Consider the following 19,479-nt stretch of genomic DNA (forward strand, 5'->3'; position numbering starts at 1 on the left):
GCGGTTCACTGTCGAGCCAGAACCAAAGAGCGTGTCTCACGGCTTTTCAAAGCGGGCGCAGGCTGGTAAAACGGTCTCTTTCCATAATAAACAGATGAGAGGGTGGAGATGGACAATCCGATCCGTGTGGCCGTGATGGGCTGTAATGGTCGTATGGGCAAGGTGCTGCTGGAAGCCATCACCAACGCCGATGGCGTGGTGGTCGGGGCAGCGCTGGAGCGACCTGGCTCTGCCGTGATCGGTCTCGATGCCGGTGAGCTCAATGGTCTGGGCACCCTGGGGGTGGTGATCAGCGACAGCCTGGACAAGGTGCGGGATGAGTTTGATCTCATCATCGACTTCACCCGTCCTGAGGTAACCCTGGCCAACCTGGCGTTTGCACTGGCTCATCAGAAGCAGATGGTGATCGGCACCACCGGCTTTGACGATGCGGGCAAGGCGGCCCTGCAAGAGGCCGGCAAGCAGATCGGCATCGTGTTCGCCTCCAACTACTCGGTCGGCGTCAACCTGGTGTTCAAGCTGCTGGAGCAGGCGGCCAAGGTGATGGGGGATTACACCGACATCGAGATCATCGAAGGTCACCACAGGCACAAGGTGGATGCACCGTCCGGCACTGCGCTCTCCATGGGGGAAGTGGTGGCCAAGACCCTCGGACGTGACTTGAAAGAGTGCGCCGTCTATGGCCGTGAGGGGATCACCGGTGAGCGGGATCGCAACACCATCGGCTTTGCCACCATTCGCGCCGGCGATCTGGTGGGGGAGCACACCGTCATGTTTGCCGACATCGGCGAGCGGGTGGAGATCAGTCACAAGGCTTCCAGCCGTCTCACCTTCGCCAATGGGGCCGTGCGGGCCGGCAAGTGGCTGGGCCAGCAGAGTGCCGGTCTCTACGACATGCAGGATGTGCTCGACCTCAAGTGAGTGGCCAAGGTGGCGGCAGGTGGACTGCAATGGTTCCTCCTGACAGTGTTGCCAAACCCCGGTTCGCCGGGGTTTTTCATCTGTTTTTGTATAAATGGCACTTACATCCTGTTTTGTATGTGAAATGGCCTAAACTGCTTCTTTACCCAATCCATCCCATCCGCTCATTGCCCAAATGTCATCAAAGGGTAATGGGATTGAGCCTCAATGCCCCCTGTGTCCGCATTTTTTACATGACATGAAAAAGACTAAAAATTCAAAACGAGAAAAACGTTTTACACGTTTTCTTGCCACTGAATGGGCAATAAAAAGCTCTTTTAACTCGATATTAATTTTTTTTGTGAATTTCAATTCATTGTTTTTTAAGGTTTAAGATTTGATTTTTGTGGGTTGAGTGGCATGAGCGCTCCCTTTTGCATCAGGTTTTGCCTTTTCTTTTGGCGGAGGGGGTTGCAAAGCAACATAGTGCATAGATAATGGGTAATGTTGCTTTTTTATTGAATTTAGATGCATTTAAAACGAGAAAAGACGTTGAAATGCGATCGTTTTTAAGTAGAATGCGCCCAATTTGCCAGAAATCTGCCGGGTTTGAGCCCTGTTTTACACAGGGTCCGGACCCGCAACACCCAGGTAAATTGCTGAATTTAAAGCTAAATAACTGGAGGTTGTCTTGAATCACACTGCATTGCTAGTGCTGGAAGATGGAACTGTGTTCAAAGGCGTGTCGATAGGCGCCGAGGGATGTTCCGTTGGTGAAGTGGTTTTCAATACGTCGATGACGGGCTATCAGGAAATCCTCACCGATCCCTCTTATTCCCGTCAGATAGTCACCCTCACTTACCCCCATATAGGCAACACCGGCACCAACAGCGAAGATGAAGAGTCCAGTCAAATCCACGCTCAGGGATTGATCATCCGTGACCTTCCGATACTTGCCTCCAATTTCCGCAATCAGCAATCCCTCTCCGATTACCTCAAGTCTCACAACATCGTTGGCATCGCCGACATCGACACCCGCAAACTGACCCGTATCCTGCGCGAGAAAGGCGCCCAGGCTGGCTGCATTCTGGCCGGTAAACAGGTAGATGACGGTCTGCTCGGTGCAGAGAAGGCCCTCGAACAGGCCCGCGCCTTCCCTGGTCTCAAGGGGATGGATCTGGCCAAGGAAGTTACGGTTGAGCAGCCCTACGCCTGGACCGAAGGGAGCTGGCAGCTTGGCAAGGGGCATGTCACCCCGGCGGCCGATGAACTCAAATACCACGTGGTGGCCTATGACTTTGGCGTCAAGCGCAACATCCTGCGCATGCTGGTGGATCGTGGCTGCCGTCTGACAGTGGTGCCGGCCAAGACCCCGGCCGCCGAGGTGCTGGCGATGAATCCCGATGGCATCTTCCTCTCCAACGGCCCCGGTGACCCCGAGCCGTGCGACTACGCCATCGAGGCCATCAAGACCTTCCTCAATACCAACACCCCGGTGTTCGGTATCTGCCTGGGTCACCAGCTGCTGGGTCTGGCCTCCGGTGCCAAGACCGTCAAGATGAAGTTTGGCCACCACGGCGCCAACCATCCGGTCAAGAGCCTCGATGACAACACAGTGATGATCACCGCCCAGAACCACGGTTTCGCCGTGGACGAGAGCTCCCTGCCAGACTGCCTGCGCGCCACTCACGTCTCCCTGTTTGACGGATCCCTGCAAGGTATTCACCGCACCGACCGTCCGGCCTTCAGCTTCCAGGGTCACCCCGAAGCGAGCCCGGGCCCGCACGACTGTGCCGGTCTGTTCGACCACTTTATTGAATTGATCAAGCAGTATCGCGCTTAAGAGGAAAAGAGAAGCCATGCCAAAACGTAACGACCTACAGAGCATCCTGATCCTCGGCGCCGGCCCCATTGTTATCGGCCAGGCCTGCGAATTTGACTACTCCGGCGCCCAGGCCTGCAAAGCCCTGCGCGAGGAGGGCTACCGCGTCATTCTGGTGAACTCCAACCCGGCCACCATCATGACCGATCCGGAGATGGCGGACGCCACCTACATCGAGCCCATCACCTGGGAAGTGGTACGCGAGATCATCAAGAAAGAGCGCCCGGATGCCGTGCTGCCCACCATGGGCGGCCAGACAGCACTGAACTGCGCGCTGGATCTGGAAAAACACGGTGTGCTGGCCGAGTTCGGTGTCGAGATGATCGGTGCCACCGCCGATGCCATCGACAAGGCCGAAGATCGCCGTCGTTTCGACATCGCCATGAAGAGCATTGGTCTCGAGTGTCCGCGCGCCGGTATCGCCCATAACATGGAAGAGGCGTGGGGCGTGCAGCAGATGGTTGGCTTCCCCTGCATCATCCGCCCCTCTTTTACCATGGGTGGCTCGGGCGGTGGCATCGCCTACAACACCGAAGAGTTCGTCGAGATCTGCGAGCGCGGTCTGGACTTGTCGCCGACCAAAGAGCTGCTCATCGATGAGTCGCTGATCGGCTGGAAAGAGTACGAGATGGAAGTGGTGCGGGATCGCAACGACAACTGCATCATCGTCTGCACCATCGAAAACTTCGACCCCATGGGCATCCACACCGGTGACTCCATCACGGTCGCGCCAGCCCAGACGCTGACCGACAAGGAGTTCCAGATCATGCGCAACGCCTCCATGGCGATACTGCGCGAGATCGGGGTCGAGACAGGTGGCTCCAACGTCCAGTTCGGTATCAACCCGAAAGATGGCCGCATGGTCATCATCGAGATGAACCCGCGGGTGTCGCGCTCCTCTGCGCTGGCTTCCAAGGCGACCGGTTTCCCCATCGCCAAGATCGCCGCCAAGCTCGCCATAGGTTACACCCTGGACGAGCTGATGAACGACATCACAGGTGGTCGCACCCCGGCCTCCTTCGAGCCGGCCATCGACTACGTGGTCACCAAGGTGCCGCGCTTCAACTTCGAAAAATTTGCCGGTGCCAACGACCGCCTCACTACCCAGATGAAGTCGGTCGGTGAAGTGATGGCCATTGGCCGTAACTTCCAGGAGTCACTGCACAAGGCGCTGCGCAGCCTCGAGACCGGCAAGACCGGCTTCGACCCCATGGTTGACCTCAATGCTCCGGACTCCCTGACCCGTATCCGTCACGAGCTGCAGGACGCTGGCTGCGACCGGATCTGGTACATCGCCGATGCATTCCGCGCCGGTCTCTCCATGGACGGTATCTTCAAGCTGACCAAGATTGACCCCTGGTTCCTGGTGCAGATAGAAGATCTCATCAAGCTGGAAGAGCAGGTGAAAGAGCGCGGCATGGCCGGTCTCGATGCCGACTTCCTGCGCGCCCTGAAACGCAAGGGCTTTGCCGACGCCCGTCTGGCCAAGATCCTCGGCGTGGCCGAGGCCGAGGTGCGTAAACTGCGTGCCCGCCACAATATCTTCCCAATCTACAAGCGGGTCGATACCTGCGCGGCCGAGTTTGCCACCAACACCGCCTACATGTACTCGAGCTATGACGAGGAGTGCGAGGCGGCCCCGACCAATCGTGACAAGATCATGATCATCGGCGGCGGCCCGAACCGTATCGGTCAGGGTATCGAGTTCGACTACTGCTGCGTGCATGCGGCGCTGGCCCTGCGCGAAGACGGTTACGAGACCATCATGGTCAACTGCAACCCGGAAACCGTCTCCACCGATTACGACACCTCGGATCGCCTCTACTTCGAGCCGGTGACCCTGGAAGATGTGCTGGAAATCGTGCGCATCGAGAAACCCAAGGGCGTGATCGTCCAGTACGGTGGCCAGACCCCGCTGAAACTGGCCCGAGCACTCGAAGCCAACGGCGTGCCGATTATCGGTACCAGCCCGGATGCCATCGACCGCGCCGAAGACCGCGAGCGCTTCCAGTCTGCGGTTGAGCGCCTCGGCCTCAAGCAGCCGGAAAACGGCACCGTCACCGCGTTGGAGCAGGCGGTGCTGACCGCAGAGCGGATCACCTATCCGCTGGTGGTTCGTCCCTCTTACGTACTGGGTGGCCGCGCCATGGAGATCGTCTATGACGAGACTGACCTGCGCCGTTACTTCGCCGAGGCGGTGAGCGTCTCCAACGAATCGCCGGTACTGCTGGACCGCTTCCTGGATGACGCGACCGAACTGGACGTGGATGCTATCTGCGACGGCACCGATGTGGTCATCGGCGGCATCATGGAGCATATCGAGCAGGCCGGTATCCACTCCGGTGACTCCGGCTGCTCCCTGCCGCCTTATACCTTGTCCAAGGCAATTCAGGACGAGATCCGCGAGCAGGTGCGCAAGCTGGCGCTGGAGCTCGGCGTTATCGGCCTGATGAACGTGCAGTTCGCGGTTAAAGGTAATGACATCTACCTCATCGAGGTGAACCCGCGCGCTGCCCGTACCGTGCCGTTTGTCTCCAAGGCGACCGGTGCGCCGCTGGCCAAGATCGCCGCCCGCGTCATGGCCGGTCAGTCGCTGCAGAGCCAAGGCTTCACCAAGGAGATCATCCCGCCTTACTACTCGGTGAAAGAGGTGGTACTGCCCTTCGCCAAGTTCCCGGGGGTTGACCCGTTGCTGGGGCCAGAGATGCGCTCTACCGGTGAAGTGATGGGAGTGGGCAGCAGCTTTGCCGAGGCCTATGCCAAGGCCCAGCTGGGTGCCAGCCACGCCGTGCCGAAAGAGGGCCGCGCCCTGCTGTCGGTACGCCACAGCGACAAGGCGCAGGTTGTGGATTTGGCCGCCAAGCTGCTGGAGCTGGGCTACGAGCTCGATGCCACCCACGGCACCGCAGTCGCCCTGGGCGAAGCCAGCATCAACCCGCGCCTGGTCAACAAGGTGCACGAGGGTCGCCCGCACATTCTGGATCGCATCAAGAATGGCGAGTACACCTATATCGTCAACACCGCCGAAGGGCGGGTGGCGATCCAGGACTCCAAGCAGTTGCGCCGCGCCGCCTTGCAGAACAAAGTGGCTTATACCACCACCATGAATGAGGCGTTTGCCACCTGCATGGCCATCAGTATGGATGCCACCGCCAACGTCAACTCGGTGCAGGAGCTGCACCAGAAGGTGAAGAACCGCTAAGGATTGCGCAATAAAGGGCAGGGGAATCTTCCTGCTCCTCGTTGCACAACACACGCGCACCCTGAAAAACCCCGCCAGCGATGGCGGGGTTTCTGTTTTTTTGGCGGCTCTGACCAGCCTCCGTCATGGGGGAAAGGTGCGCATGGGAGAGGGGATATGGTCAGCGGAGGGTGATATACACCCTATTAACAGCATAAAAGTGATAATGATTGCGCATTGGCGGCTCTGGTTTGCAATCTTTGCAATCACTCGCCCGGCCCACCTCTATATACTGATTTCTCATCAAACAAGGTCGTCTGCGCCCGCAACCGCGGGGTGCGAGGCTCAGGGCCAGTTGCTTATCCGGCAGCCGAGGCCGGCCCCTTTATCCATAGGGACCACAGGAAACCGGTTGTGGGGTTACCACCCACGCAACCGTCAGGGCCAGCGTTACCACGCAAGCCCGCTTCCCCCTCCTTACCCCGTCAGCTTGCCTGCCCAGTCGCGTCGTTGCTCACCTTCATTGCCCGCAACGGCGCCGCGCCTCAAGGACATCAGCCAAGGGAATCTGAATATGAGCTTCGATCATCGCAAATACCGCCCCGCCCCCGTGATCGCGCTGGCGGACCGTCAATGGCCCAACCGAGTGATGACGCGTGCGCCGCGCTGGTGCGCTGTGGACTTGCGCGATGGCAATCAGGCGCTGGTCGAACCGATGACGGTGGCCCAGAAGCTGCAAATGTGGGCACTGATGGTCCATGTGGGCTTCAAGCATATCGAGGTGGGGTTCCCTGCCGCCTCCCAGCCCGATTTTGACTTCGTGCGTGAGCTCATCGAGCGCAATCTCATTCCGGACGATGTCACCATACAGGTGCTGGTGCAGGCCCGTGAGGATCTCATTGCCCGTACCTTCGAATCGCTCAAGGGGGCCAAACGCGCCATCGTCCACGTCTACAACTCGGTCAACCCGACCCAGCGCAACTATGTATTCAACACCGGGCGCGAGGGGGTCAAGGCCATCGCCGTGCAGGGGGCGCGTTGGGTGCGCGACCATGCGGTGCGCAACCCCGGCACAGAGTGGAGCTTTCAGTATTCCCCCGAGAGTTTTAGCAGCACCGAGGTGGAGTTCGCGTTAGAGGTGTGTGACGCCGTCATCGACGAGTGGCGCCCCGCAGGCCGTCCCATGATCCTCAACCTGCCAGCCACGGTGGAGGTGAACACCCCCAATGTGTTTGCGGATCAGGTGGAGTGGTTCTGCCGCCACCTCAAGGCGCGTCCCGAGGTGAGCATCTCCATCCACACCCACAACGATCGGGGCTGCGGGGTGGCTGCCGCCGAGCTGGCGGTGCTGGCGGGGGCCGATCGCATTGAGGGCACCCTGCTCGGCAATGGCGAGCGCACCGGCAACATGGACATCGTCACCATGGCCATGAACCTCTACAGCCAGGGCATAGACCCCGAGCTGGATCTCTCTGACATGGATGCCATCGTCGCCACCGTGGGGGCCTGCACCCAGATAGCCCTGCACCCGCGCCACCCCTACGCGGGCGAGCTGGTCTACACGGCGTTTTCCGGCAGCCATCAGGATGCCATTCGCAAATCCCTGGCAGCAGAGAAGCCCAATGCCTATTGGGATGTGGCTTATTTGCCCATCGATCCCGCAGACTTGGGCCGCAGCTACGAGGCGGTGATCCGCATTAACAGCCAGTCCGGCAAGGGCGGCGTCACCTATCTGCTGGAGCGCGACCTTGGCCTGCAACTGCCGCGCTGGTTGCAAATCGACTTCAGTCGCCGGGTACAGGCGCAGGCCGAGGCAAGCAGCAGCGAAATAAGCCCTGAGCAGATCCGTGCCCTGTTCGAGCAGCACTACCTCGAGCCGGTGCACGGTTATCGCATCGGTCGCTTCCAGCTTGGTCACGACAGTCAGGAGAGTCTGCGCCTCGAGTTGCAGACCCCGAACGGCGCACTGCAACTGTGCGGTGAAGGGGAGGGGGCCATCACTGCGCTGGTCAACGGCTGGGAGCGCCAGACCGGGATGCACATAGACGTGCTCGATTACTCGGAACATGCCCTCAGCGCCGGCACCGAGTCCCGCGCCGCCGCCTATGTGCTGCTGAGTGTCGATGGCCAGCGCATGTGCGGGGTCGCCATCGGTCGCGACGTGGTCAACGCTTCCTTGCAGGCGGTGATCAATGGCGCGGCGCAAATTGAGGCCCTGCGCCAGACGGCTTGATCCGCCCCCTGAGCTGCTGCCGGGACACTGTCTTTACCTCTGGTCATGGCCGATACATCGGCAAGGCCCCCGTCCAACCGGCGGGGGCCTGGTTGGACGGGGGCCGGTGCTATCTGGCTGGTCAGGCTCCTGTCTTCAGATCCCCCAATTCTTCAGATCCCCCCATCAATCCTCTACAATGCCCAGCTGCTGGGGCTCGGACTTGTCTGCTCAAGCCTGTGGCGCCTCATCCATCGGGAAGCTTTCATGCATCATCTCACTCGTTATCCTCATCATGTCGGGCCCCTGCTGGCCGCCTTGCTGCTGGCTGGCTGTGCCAGCGAACCGGCCAGTCAGGGCGATACCCGCAAACCTGGCAGTGCCGCCATCACAGGCCTGGCCATTACCAAACCCGCCGCTCTGCCCAAGGCCCAGACCCCCAGAGCCCCGGCCAGCATGCAGTCGCGCATAGTGCTCCTGTTGCCAGCCCGTACCGTGGATCGTAACGGCTGGGCGCAGGACATAGTCACGGCCCTCGCCAAACAGGATCTGGCCGTGACCGACGAGAACGTCTGCTCAGTGCTGGCGGTGGTCGAGCAGGAGTCCACCTTTCAGGCCGATCCCGTGGTGCCGGGCCTTGGCAAGATCGCCTGGCAGGAGATCAACGCCCGTGCCGGCAAGCTGCTGATCCCCGAGTTTATGGTGCGCACTGCGCTCAGCATCCATTCCCCCACCGGCAAGAGCTATGCCGAGCGTATTGACAAGCTTCGCACCGAGCGGGAGATGAGCGAGATCTTCGAGGACATGATAGGGGAGGTGCCCATGGGCAAGACCCTGTTTGGCAACATGAACCCGGTGCGCACCGGCGGCCCCATGCAGGTCAGCATCGCCTTCGCCGAGGCCAACGCCCGTGGCTACCCTTACCCCGTCAAGGACTCCATTCGCCACGAAGTCTTTACCCGCCGTGGCGGCATCTGGTTTGGTACCAAGCACCTGCTTGGTTATCCCGCAGACTACCCGGATGCCCTCTACCGCTTCGCCGACTTCAATGCAGGCTGGTACGCCAGCCGCAACGCCGCTTTTCAGGCCGCAGTCAGCCGTTTAAGTGGTAAAATCCTGGCGCTGGACGGAGACCTTATTCGCTACGACTCAGATCTGCCGGGCAAGACGGAGCTGGCGGTCTATACCCTTGCCAGCCGGGTCAATATGAGCAAACAGGCCATTCACCAGAGCCTGAAACTGGGGGATACCGCCGAATTTGCCAAGACCGATCTCTACCATAGGGTCTTTACCCTGGCCGACAAGCAAGCCGGCAAGCGGCAACCCCGCGCCGTGCTGCCGGGCATCTCCCTGAAGAGCCCCAAGATCACCCGCAACCTCACCACCGCCTGGTTTGCCAAACGGGTGCAGTGGCGCCAGCAAACCTGCCTGAAACGGTTGGGATCTCTGTCATCGGAGTAACAAGGGCGGCCAGTGGCCACCTTTGTTTTATGTTGATATAGCAGCATTAATTTAATTTTTTAACGGCGACCAACAGCTTGTAATTGTGTTTCCATTCTCCTTCTACAGGGAGCGCATTGAACTCTAGTACTTTGCTATACAGGAACGGATCACTCTTGAGGCAGGTTGGCCAACTTTTAACGATATCTTTTTTACTTTTAGTTTCTGTCCAGACATCGGCCAGTATCACCGCATAACGCTGGCGTTGTATCGGGTTGATAAAACCTTTTTCAATCAGCAGAAGTGCTTCATTGGATTGCATTCGCTCAATATCATTTCTGACACTGTGAATTTTTGATTGAGGTGCCGTAAAGCGCTTAGCCTCAATAAGAAATAGCTCATTTTTAGTGAACACCACAGCATCCATATGTTTCTTGGCTGTGAGGCCGATTGGAGCCTCAAACCATGAGACGCATGAGTCGGGATAGAGACTTTCCAGCGCAGAAACAAAGTTGTTGGTGAGATTTCGTTCGGTGAAGCCGGTAGAGCCATGTGCAGGGTAGTAGTGAGAGAAAATATTTGTGTATCGGCTATGCAAACGAGCCATTAGCTTATCTAGAAACACTTGCATGATATTGCTCCATAAATGTACTGATGTATCCAAACCAAGGGGTTTTAAAGCGGCGCTAGGGTGTAGACATAAAATAAATTTCCAGCACAGCGTCAATTGCTCTGGTTCGTTTAATGATGCTTTATCGTCATCTCCGATTTAGGGGGCTGACGGTGTAATAAAATAACGCTCCTGCATTTTGGAAATCCGCTACACCCCCAAAACTGATTGCCCTTGTTTTCACCCCGAGTAGCGGTTCGCAATACCATATGGCTGCCGCATTTTGGACAGGCGGGGGTGTGATCGCCGAGTGTCTGGCTTATCTCCACCGGGTCATATGCAGCCAAGTTCACGGGGACAGTTTTGGCTGCCATTGGTTTGCTATGTGGAGTGGTATGGCGCGCCTTTAGTTGTGCAACATGCTGTTTATGGATCTGCCAGTTGGCGGCCAGTCGTTCTTGCTGGATGGTTTCGACAATGTGGGAGACTTCGGCAGGGGTCAGTACGGGAGTGGTCTTTCTTTTTATATGGCTGACCAGACCACGCCGCATGACGTTGTCTGGCATGGGGGTCTTGAAGGTGCAGTCGCCAATAAAATAGACGATCGAGTGCAGCTGGTGATCTGCCAGTCCCAGCAGGGTTTTGAGCGTCATCACATGCAGATAGTTTTGATGCAGCGGGTTCTGAAAACCGTGCCGGCGTCGAAAGAGTTGCTGGGTCCAGCGCTTGTGTCTTGGATCCCCGAAGATCCACCCCTTCATGTTTTTGGTCTCTATCACAAATACCCCAAAGCGGGAGACGATAACGTGATCGATCTGGGTGGTGCCCTGCTCGAGCGGCAGAGTGACATTGTTCAGCAGCTGATATTCCTGCTTGTCGAGAAAGAGCCGGATGCTGACGTTGATCAGCCACTCTCCGATCATGCCCTTGAACCAGGGGCTTTTGGCGATGGTTACCAGCAACAGTAGCGGGAGCAGATACCAGAGTTGAGCCAAAACAACGGCTATTAGAGCGGTAAAGTCCATTTCATTTCTCCTTGCTCCCCGAAACCAGTCCCTGACAGCGGAGGCTTTTTAATTGGCCTTGGCCAGCGCTGGGGCGACCGGGTCAGCGTCATACGGAAAATAGGGTGTCGAAGTGAACTACTTTAGCGAGTTGACTGAGGTGAATGTGTGACCGCTTCCACCAACTGAGTGGTGCATCACTATTTTTCTGCGCCAGTGCCACAGAAAAAGGCGGGGTGATCGGCGAAGGGAGGAGCAGGAAGGGGGTGGCTTCAGCCCGACGCCGTAGCCGCTGGTGTTGTGGCTGAACATACCGCAGGCCACCAACCGGGTGCGGGTCACGTTGATGTGGTACTTGCTGCTGTCGAACTCGAGTCATAGCCCAGTGAGTTTTTCGTCGCGCCGAGCCGATTATCTCCGCTGCATTAATTTTTTGTTCACTTGAACGGGTGTATAACGAAAGTCTTTCAAGGAGGAAAAACAGATGGCGACAGGGTGTGTCAGCCGCAGCGGGGGCCATCCGGTTCCCCAGGATGGATGCTCACTGACGTTGATGGGAGTCACCAGATGCAGGATATACTGCTTGCCATATGGCAACAGGACTTTGACCAATTGATCCAGATGCAGGCGGTGGGCCTGCTCGTCACCTGTCTGGTGGTGATCCTCTTTCTCGAATCAAGCTTCGTCTTTTTGCCCCTGCCTGGTGACAGTCTGGTGCTGCTGGCCGGTGGTCTGGTGGGCATGGGGGTGCTTGGCCCCGAAGTCACACTGATTTACTTGCCCCTTGCCGCCGGGCTTGGCAGCCTGATCGCCTATCTGCAGGGCCATGCGCTGCACGGCACCTCCTTCATGGGCCATGTGGAGCGGATGATCCCCGCTGGCAGTCTGCCACGAGCCTCGCGTCTGCTGCAGAACTACGGTTTCTGGGCTCTGTTCTCCTCCCGTTTCGTGCCCTTTGTCAGGGTGCTGACGCCCATGCTGATGGGGGTTTCGCGCCTGCATCTGCCGCGGGTGATGATGGCAAGCTTTGCCAGCGCCTTCCTCTGGGCCCTGCTGCTGAGTCTGGTGGGCAAGTTCGTGATGGCGGCCCCCGTGTTTGAGCAGTATCACGAGCTGATAACCAAGGGTCTGCTGGTGACTTCCCTTGGCCTGTTCGTCATCGCCATGGCGGCCATTGCCATCCGGCTGTTCAAGCGCCCGACCAACCGTATCCGCTGATCGGCTGCGGGTGGCCAAGGTCACCCGCGTGTTTTTTGTGAATGTTCACCTGGCCAAGGTGCGGTGCCGAGCTAACCGCCAGGGTCGCCTATCCCCGTTCAAGCAGGTACCTGGCAGGAGGATAAAAACTCAGGTCATTTGAGGCAGAATTTGTGATGCCTATCTGTTACACTTCGCGCCCGCCATTTTCCGGCTCACTTTCTGACTTGATGTCGGACGCAGCCACCGGTGGTATCAACCTCCGCCTCGCCTACGCCGAGCCGCAAGCCAAACACAGCCCAGCTGGAACACAGGAACCCAATTTATGAGATTTGAATCGTTCGATTTTGCCCCCGAGATTTTGCGTGCCGTCTCAGATTGCGGTTATCAGGAGATGACCCCTGTGCAGCGCCAGGCGATCCCGACCATACGTCGTGGTCTCGATGTGCTGGCCAGTGCCCAGACGGGGACCGGCAAGACTGCCGCCTTCGCCCTGCCGATACTGCAGCGCCTGGTGGACAAGCCGGCCGAGCTGCAACCGTCCAACGCCCGTGTGCTGATCCTGACCCCGACCCGCGAGCTGGCGGCCCAGGTGGCGAGCAACATCAATGACTTCGCCAAGTACCTGGATGTCACTGTGCTGACGCTCGTTGGCGGCGGCAAGCAGGATGTGCAGGCCAAGAAGCTGAAAGCGGGTGCTCACATCATAGTGGCGACCCCAGGTCGTTTGCTGGAGCACCTGACCGCCTGCAACCTCAGCCTCTCTGGCGTCGAGTGTCTGGTGCTGGACGAAGCGGATCGCATTCTCGACATGGGCTTTAGCGCCGATGTGCAGCAGATCCTGCAAGCGGTCAACAAGGACCGCCAAAACCTGCTCTTCTCCGCCACGTTTTCCGACGGGGTGAAGAAGCTGGCCAACGTCATGTTGGACAAGCCGCAGATCATCAGCGTCAACAAGCAGAACTCCACCGCTGACACTGTCACCCACACCGTCTATCCGGTGGAGCAGAAGCGCAAGCGCGAGCTGCTCTCCGAGCTCATCGGCAAGCAGAACTGGCCGCAGGTGCTGGTGTTTGCCAGTACCCGTGAAAGCTGCGACGAGCTGGTGGCCGAGCTGAACCTGGATGGCATCAAGTCCGCCGTGGTGCATGGCGACAAGGCCCAGGGCAGCCGTCGCCGCGCCTTGCGTGAATTCACGGAAGGCAAGGTGCGGGTGCTGGTCGCCACTGAAGTGGCCGCCCGTGGTCTGGATATCCCGGATCTGCAGTACGTGGTCAACTATGATCTGCCGTTCCTGGCCGAAGACTATGTGCACCGCATCGGTCGTACCGGCCGCGCCGGCAAGAGCGGTATGGCCATCTCCTTCGTCAGCCGCGAAGAAGAGCGCACCCTGCTCGAGATCGAGGCGCTGATCGGCCAGAAGATCCGCCGCGTCATGGTGCCGGGCTACCAGGTGGGCAACCGTGACGAGCTGATCAAGCAGTTGCAGGAGCGTCGTCGCTTCGGCAAGCGCCCCCAGCGCGATGACAATGCCGCCGCCCAGGCCATGGCCGAAGCCAAGCTGCAGGGCCAGCGCCTCAAGCGTCTGGCGGCAATGAAGAAGCCGCGCCAGCCGAAATAAGCGCGCCCAACCCCGCCCGGGCCTTCCCCTTGTCAGGGCAGGCCGGACGGGGCGATTTTGTCTATAAAGGCGCCACTGGCGCCTTTATGCTGTTGATGACCCGGCCTCTGGCCCGCCCGTCTCTCTGAGGACTCGTGATGACACCTCCCAACTACAATCAGGCCTTGCTCGACATGGCCACCCAGAGCCTTGCCGAGCTGGCGCGTACCGCCGAGCAGAAGGCGGGCAAGCGCACCCCGGCTCAGGAGAGCCATTTTCTCTGCACCTGGATGGCGGACTCCCTCAAGGAGAAGCGCTTCTCCCGGTTGGTGATGGAGGATCTGAAAGGCTGGATCCAGCAGGGCCGCACCCTGGGGGCTGGCGCCGACCTCAAGGGCTTGCTGGAGCGTATCGCCTTCCAGTACGCCCGTGTGCAGGCGGACTCCCAACAGCTCGGCACCAAGCTGGCCACCATGCTGGCCGAGCTGGAAAGCGCGGGTTGGTTAGTGTTTACCGACAGCGAGGTGAGCGCCAAGCTGCGTCTGCAGGGGCAGGGCCAATCCAGCCTGGTGATCTCCAGCCGCGAATATGGCGAGCACCTGGTCCAGGGGGAGCTTGTCAAGCCGCTGACCCTCTATGCGCGCTGTGATGAAACCCAACTGGCCGAGGCAGCCTTTCGCCACGGCCTGCTGCTGAGCCAGGGCAACAAGAAGACCACGCTGGTCAAGCACCACAAGGCGTATTGTCTGGTGCCGGCCAACCTGCAGCCCGCGCTGGCGCTGCTGGCCGAGGCGAAAGCCTGACGGCGAGCGCCTTCCCCGGTTGTTCCCAACCCCCGGCCAGATGCTGATCAACACGGGTGACTAGCCCATCCGCCGGCTCAAGTGGCTACTGCCCATGTTGGGGCCGGGCCAGCAGAGCCAGGCGGATGTGGGTCTGACTCAGGTCTACGATCTGTCGCGCCCTGGCCTTTATCACCTCGGTATCACACCCAGTCCTTGACCCTGAGGGTTGCGCCGCGTTGCCCGGCCAGCAGCTGCGCCCTGGGCGGGCTTGTCACGCCTTGCCGCTGCTCGCATCCAGCAGCCCCACAGCGCGGGCCGCCACCGCCAGATAACGAGGCGAAGTTTCCCGTTCCCGCCAGCAGCAGTGCACCAGCTTGATCACATGATCGTCCAGGCTAGCCAGTGCCCGCGGCAACACCCTCTCCCAATCCAGCCCAGTGGTGTCCGGCCAGCGTTGAGATCGTAACGCGGGCGCCCCGACCGTGAGATAAGCGGCCGCCACCGCCTGCCACATCAGGGTTTGCCACGGCGCTTGCCACTCGCCGGGCAACTGCTGCCCGACCAAGATGGCTGCCCGGCTGCCGGTCACCATGTGCAGCACGGTGAAATTGCCGGTCTGCCAATAGAGCTTCAGGGCGATATCGGCCAGCTGGGCCAATACCGCCGACGACTCGACGAGTGAGCGTGGCAGTGTGCCCGGCCAGCGTGGCGCCTCTGCCACCTGCTGCAATCGTTCTGTGATCCACTCTCCCTGCCAGCTCGCGCCCTCCCACTGTTCAGATACCCCGGCCAGCAGGCTGGCGACATCCCGGCTGGGTGCGGCCTCTCCGGCGGGCAGTATCAGGGAGCGGCACTGCCAGGCGGCCAGCGCCGAGGCCTGCTCACCCACATGGCCATTTTCAAGGGCGCAGGCGAAGCGGATAAGGGGATGAAAGGCCCCTCCCGCAGGGGAAAGCCGGCGTGCCAGCAGGGTTTCAAAGGTGGGCTGCCAGCCTTGGGTGGCAAGCCGCGTTGCCAGTTGCTGACGCAGCCTGACGAAGCGGATTTCATCCTCCCCCTGACCTATTTCCACGCTCGGCAGCGCATGGGTTGCCTGCCAATGATCGAAGAAGTGTTGCAGCTGGCGGGAGCTGGCTCCCATCTCGTGCAGGGCATGCAGCGCCATCGGGCAGTGGTTGGTGGTACCCCGGCCATTGAGGGCAAAAGCACGGTTGGCGTCGAGCAGGCGATGAAGATAGTGCATAATCCATTTGACTCCTTTCGTTGAGGGAGAGAGGATTGTGCAAGTTAAAGCTAACTTGAGGTCAAGGATGGATGCGGATCGCAAGTGGTTAGCCATAGGCCAGATAGCCAGGCGCTCCGGCGTCAACGCCAGTGCCTTGCGTTTTTACGAGCAGAAGGGGCTGCTTCGCAGCGTGCGCAGCGATGGGGGTCAACGTCTCTATCCGCAGGATGCGTTGCGCCGGATCGCCTTTATTCGGGTGGCGCAGGGGATGGGGTTGAGCCTTGGCGACATTGCCGATGCCCTCGCCGGTTTACCCGATGGTCGCACACCGGATCGCCGCGACTGGGAGCAAATCGCCAGCCAGTGGCAAGGGCTGCTCGATCAGCGTATCGAGGCCCTGCAGCAGCTCAAGGGCAAGCTCACCTCCTGCATCGGCTGCGGTTGCCTGTCGCTCGAGCACTGCGCCCTTTATAACCCGGATGATCAGGCAGCAAGACAGGGTGCCGGTCCCCGCTATCTGCTGGGGGAGACGCCGCCGTCCGACGCGTGATCAGAAACATGATGAACATGAGTGTCGACCCAACCATGCCATGCACAGGGCCGACTCGTTTAACCGTGAAGGAGGATACATGGCACTGGAACAGCTTAAACGGGAGCTGGAGCAGTTTGGCGCATACAACGACAGCCAGCAGCAGACCCGTGGCAGCAAGATGCTCAATATCACCCGCGATACCGGCGAATTGCTGGCGGTGCTGGTACAGACCAGAGGGGCCGACGCCGTGCTGGAGATAGGCACCTCCAATGGTTACTCCACCCTCTGGCTGGCCGAGGCGGTACGCAGGCTCGATGGCCGGGTCACGACCATAGAGCTGGATGAGGGCAAGCGTGCGCTGGCCTGCACCAACTTCCAGCGTGCCGGCCTGAGCCACTGGATCACCCAGCTGGGGGGCGAGGCGGGGGCCCTGCTGGCCGAGCTGCCGACGGAAGGTTATCAGCTTGTCTTCCTGGATTCAGATCGTCAGCACTATCGGGCCTGGTGGCCGCAGATCCGGCGCCTGCTGGCCCCTCGTGGCCTGCTGGTGGTGGACAACGCCATCTCCCATCGGGATGAGATGAGCGAGTGGATGAGTGAGGTGCAGCGCGATCCGGCCTTCCAGAGCACCTTGGTGCCGGTAGGCAAGGGGGAGTGGCTGGTGGTGCGTCTGTAGGGAGAGTGAGCATGGAATTCAAGACCATGGAACCAAAAGCTGTGGTAGAGGCCTATTGGCAGGCCATGCAGAGCAACGATTTTGCCAAGGCGGCCAGGTGGCTGTGCGAGGATTATGTCTGTGACTGGCCGCAGTCGGGCGAGCGGATCGCGGGGCGCTGCAACTTCATCGAGATCAACCGCCGCTATCCGGCGGCGGGTCCCTGGGATTTTGAGGTGGTCCGCCTGCTGGAGCAGGGGCGGGAGGTGGTGACCGAGGTGTTGATCACCGATGGCCTGGTACAGGCTCGTGCCATCACCTTTCACTCTGTGTGCGGGGACGCCATCCTGCACCAGACCGAATTCTGGCCTGATCTCCACGAGGCTCCCCACTGGCGTCGTCCCTGGGTGACCCCGATCCCCCGGGAGTCGCAACTCGCCTGATCCCGACCCCCAGGGTGAGCCATGCCACCCTGGGGGGAATGAGTATGTTGTGTTGTTACCTTCCATTTATTCCCGTATCCATTATTTCGCTGCATATCCCCACATTTCATTGTTTGGCAATGGAATGGTCCGCGTTATGTGTTGTCCATGCCGATAGCCAGCCGGATTAGTCTTTGATATTGCAGTGAATGATAATAATCAGTCCGCTACGGATCCTGGTTTGGGAAAAAACAATTGCATGGCGCCAATGTGTTTTATTTGGCAAGCATGCTGGGTGTTTATCAACATAACGAAGTGGATCATGAAAAAAGTACGCGCCCTAAAAAACAGCCCCGCATCTGCGGGGCTGTTTGCTTGGGGAGGGTATTGGACGCGGCTCAAACGGCAGATTAAACGGACAAGTAGTCCATGATCCCTTCGGCGGCCTTGCGGCCCTCGTAGATGGCGGTCACTACCAAATCCGAGCCGCGCACCGCATCGCCACCGGCGAACACCTTGGGGTTGCTGGTCTGGAAGGCATAGTCCGCCTGCTCACGGGCCTTGATCCTATCCCGGCTGTCGAGCTCGATGTCGTATTCCGCCATCCAGGGCTGCGGGTTGGGCTGGAAGCCAAACGCCATCACCACCGCATCGGCCGCCAGCACCTGCTCGGAACCCGCGATCACCACAGGATTGCGGCGGCCGTTGGCATCGGGAGCACTGAGCGTTGTGCTCACCACCTTGATGCCGCAGGTGCGGCCATGGGCATCGAGTTCGACGCCGACCGGCTGCAGATTGAACATGAATTCCACCCCTTCCTCCTGGGCGTTCTTCACTTCCCGCTTGGAGCCGGGCATGTTCTCGGCGTCGCGACGGTAGGCGCAGATCACCTTGTCGGCACCCTGGCGGATGGCGGTACGGACGCAGTCCATGGCGGTATCGCCACCGCCGAGCACCACCACCTGCTTGCCGGCGAAGTCGATGTAATCGGCCTGCGCCTTCTCAAAGCCCAACAGCCGGTTGGCGTTGGAGATGAGGTAGGGCAGGGCGTCATACACCCCTGGGGCCGTCTCGTTGTCGAAACCGCCCTTCATGTATTTGTAGGTGCCGACCCCGAGGAAGATGGCGTCGAACTCACCGAGCAAGTCGGCGAAGGTGACATCCTTGCCCACCTCGGTTTCGAGGCGAAACTCGATCCCCATCCCCTCGAAGATCTCGCGCCGACGCTGCATCACCTCTTTTTCCAGCTTGAAGGAGGGGATGCCGAAGGTGAGCAGGCCGCCGATCTCGGGGTACTTGTCAAACACCACGGCGCTGACACCGCTGCGCGCCAGCACGTCGGCGCAGGCGAGCCCGGCCGGGCCAGCACCTATGACGGCTACCCGTTTGTCGGTTTTCACCACATTGGAGAGATCCGGGCGCCAGCCCATCTCGAACGCCTTGTCGGTGATGTATTTCTCGATGTTGCCTATGGTGACGGCGCCGAAGCGATCGTTGAGGGTGCAGGCCCCTTCGCACAGTCTGTCTTGCGGGCAGACCCGGCCGCACACTTCCGGCAGGCTGTTGGTCTGGTGAGAAAGCTCCACCGCCTCCAGGATGCGCCCCTCGTTGGCCAGTTTCAGCCAGTTGGGGATGTAGTTATGCACCGGGCACTTCCACTCGCAATAGGGGTTGCCGCAGTCGAGGCAGCGATCCGCCTGCATGCCGACCTGGGCCTGGTTGAAGGGCTCGTAGATCTCCACAAACTGGATCTTGCGGATCTTGAGCGGCTTCTTGGGCGGGTCAACCCGCTGGACATCGATAAACTGGAATACGTTCTGGCTCATAGGGTTCC

Annotated in this window: 15 protein-coding genes; 11 read left to right on the top strand and 4 right to left on the bottom strand. The window is 59.7% G+C overall.

Features of this window, described 5'->3' with window-relative positions; genetic code table 11:
• The first annotated feature begins 108 nt into the window (after positions 1 to 108).
• The 5 genes from dapB to BN1129_RS07240 all read left to right on the top strand — a co-directional run bounded on the left by dapB (position 109) and on the right by BN1129_RS07240 (position 9,636).
• The gene (gene dapB / locus BN1129_RS07220; RefSeq protein WP_042035542.1) at positions 109 to 921 is read left to right on the top strand and encodes a 4-hydroxy-tetrahydrodipicolinate reductase; all 813 of its coding nucleotides are present in this window, start codon (positions 109 to 111) and stop codon (positions 919 to 921) included.
• Positions 922 to 1,591: 670 nt separating this feature from the next.
• On the top strand, positions 1,592 to 2,743 hold the full coding sequence (gene carA, locus BN1129_RS07225; RefSeq protein WP_042035543.1) for a glutamine-hydrolyzing carbamoyl-phosphate synthase small subunit: 1,152 nt from the start codon (positions 1,592 to 1,594) through the stop codon (positions 2,741 to 2,743).
• Positions 2,744 to 2,759: 16 nt separating this feature from the next.
• On the top strand, positions 2,760 to 5,984 hold the full coding sequence (carB, locus tag BN1129_RS07230; RefSeq protein ID WP_042035544.1) for a carbamoyl-phosphate synthase large subunit: 3,225 nt from the start codon (positions 2,760 to 2,762) through the stop codon (positions 5,982 to 5,984).
• A 553-nt stretch (positions 5,985 to 6,537) separates the two neighbouring features.
• Entirely contained in the window at positions 6,538 to 8,196 is a 1,659-nt protein-coding gene (gene leuA / locus BN1129_RS07235) for a 2-isopropylmalate synthase (protein ID WP_042035545.1), read from the top strand.
• Positions 8,197 to 8,442: 246 nt separating this feature from the next.
• Positions 8,443 to 9,636, top strand: a complete 1,194-nt coding sequence (locus BN1129_RS07240) for a DUF1615 domain-containing protein (protein ID WP_042035546.1) — start codon at positions 8,443 to 8,445, stop codon at positions 9,634 to 9,636.
• A gap of 46 nt (positions 9,637 to 9,682) precedes the next feature.
• Here the strand turns inward: BN1129_RS07240 and BN1129_RS07245 are convergent, their stop codons facing one another.
• Together BN1129_RS07245 and BN1129_RS07250 are read right to left on the bottom strand one after the other, a co-directional pair.
• Positions 9,683 to 10,246: a hypothetical protein gene (locus tag BN1129_RS07245; RefSeq protein WP_042035547.1), complete on the bottom strand. Its 564-nt coding sequence runs from the start codon at positions 10,244 to 10,246 to the stop codon at positions 9,683 to 9,685.
• Positions 10,247 to 10,356: 110 nt separating this feature from the next.
• Positions 10,357 to 11,250, bottom strand: coding sequence for an NERD domain-containing protein (locus tag BN1129_RS07250; RefSeq protein WP_042035549.1), 894 nt, complete (start codon positions 11,248 to 11,250; stop codon positions 10,357 to 10,359).
• 546 nt (positions 11,251 to 11,796) lie between these two features.
• On the opposite strand from BN1129_RS07250, the gene BN1129_RS07255 reads away from it, so the two are divergent.
• The 3 genes from BN1129_RS07255 (at position 11,797) to BN1129_RS07265 (ending at position 14,829) form a co-directional block, all read left to right on the top strand.
• On the top strand, positions 11,797 to 12,447 hold the full coding sequence (locus tag BN1129_RS07255) for a DedA family protein (RefSeq protein ID WP_042035551.1): 651 nt from the start codon (positions 11,797 to 11,799) through the stop codon (positions 12,445 to 12,447).
• 304 nt (positions 12,448 to 12,751) lie between these two features.
• Complete coding sequence (locus BN1129_RS07260) at positions 12,752 to 14,047, top strand: DEAD/DEAH box helicase (RefSeq protein WP_042035552.1); 1,296 nt, start codon at positions 12,752 to 12,754, stop codon at positions 14,045 to 14,047.
• Between the two features lie 137 nt (positions 14,048 to 14,184).
• Positions 14,185 to 14,829 carry a DUF2913 family protein gene (locus tag BN1129_RS07265; RefSeq protein WP_042035553.1) on the top strand — a complete coding sequence of 215 codons (645 nt, stop codon included), beginning with the start codon at positions 14,185 to 14,187 and terminating at the stop codon, positions 14,827 to 14,829.
• A gap of 253 nt (positions 14,830 to 15,082) precedes the next feature.
• Here the strand turns inward: BN1129_RS07265 and BN1129_RS07270 are convergent, their stop codons facing one another.
• On the bottom strand, positions 15,083 to 16,054 hold the full coding sequence (locus BN1129_RS07270) for a questin oxidase family protein (RefSeq protein ID WP_042035554.1): 972 nt from the start codon (positions 16,052 to 16,054) through the stop codon (positions 15,083 to 15,085).
• Between the two features lie 67 nt (positions 16,055 to 16,121).
• On the opposite strand from BN1129_RS07270, the gene soxR reads away from it, so the two are divergent.
• The 3 genes from soxR (at position 16,122) to BN1129_RS07285 (ending at position 17,666) form a co-directional block, all read left to right on the top strand.
• The gene (gene soxR / locus BN1129_RS07275; RefSeq protein ID WP_042035556.1) at positions 16,122 to 16,586 is read left to right on the top strand and encodes a redox-sensitive transcriptional activator SoxR; all 465 of its coding nucleotides are present in this window, start codon (positions 16,122 to 16,124) and stop codon (positions 16,584 to 16,586) included.
• A gap of 79 nt (positions 16,587 to 16,665) precedes the next feature.
• Complete coding sequence (locus BN1129_RS07280) at positions 16,666 to 17,244, top strand: O-methyltransferase (protein ID WP_042035557.1); 579 nt, start codon at positions 16,666 to 16,668, stop codon at positions 17,242 to 17,244.
• An 11-nt stretch (positions 17,245 to 17,255) separates the two neighbouring features.
• Positions 17,256 to 17,666, top strand: a complete 411-nt coding sequence (locus tag BN1129_RS07285; protein ID WP_042035559.1) for a nuclear transport factor 2 family protein — start codon at positions 17,256 to 17,258, stop codon at positions 17,664 to 17,666.
• A gap of 389 nt (positions 17,667 to 18,055) precedes the next feature.
• Here BN1129_RS07285 and BN1129_RS07290 read toward each other — a convergent pair whose 3' ends face one another.
• Positions 18,056 to 19,471, bottom strand: a complete 1,416-nt coding sequence (locus tag BN1129_RS07290) for an FAD-dependent oxidoreductase (protein WP_042035561.1) — start codon at positions 19,469 to 19,471, stop codon at positions 18,056 to 18,058.
• Between the last annotated feature and the right edge of the window lie 8 nt (positions 19,472 to 19,479).

It is taken from the genome of Aeromonas popoffii, from assembly GCF_000820025.1.
GTDB lineage: Bacteria > Pseudomonadota > Gammaproteobacteria > Enterobacterales > Aeromonadaceae > Aeromonas > Aeromonas popoffii.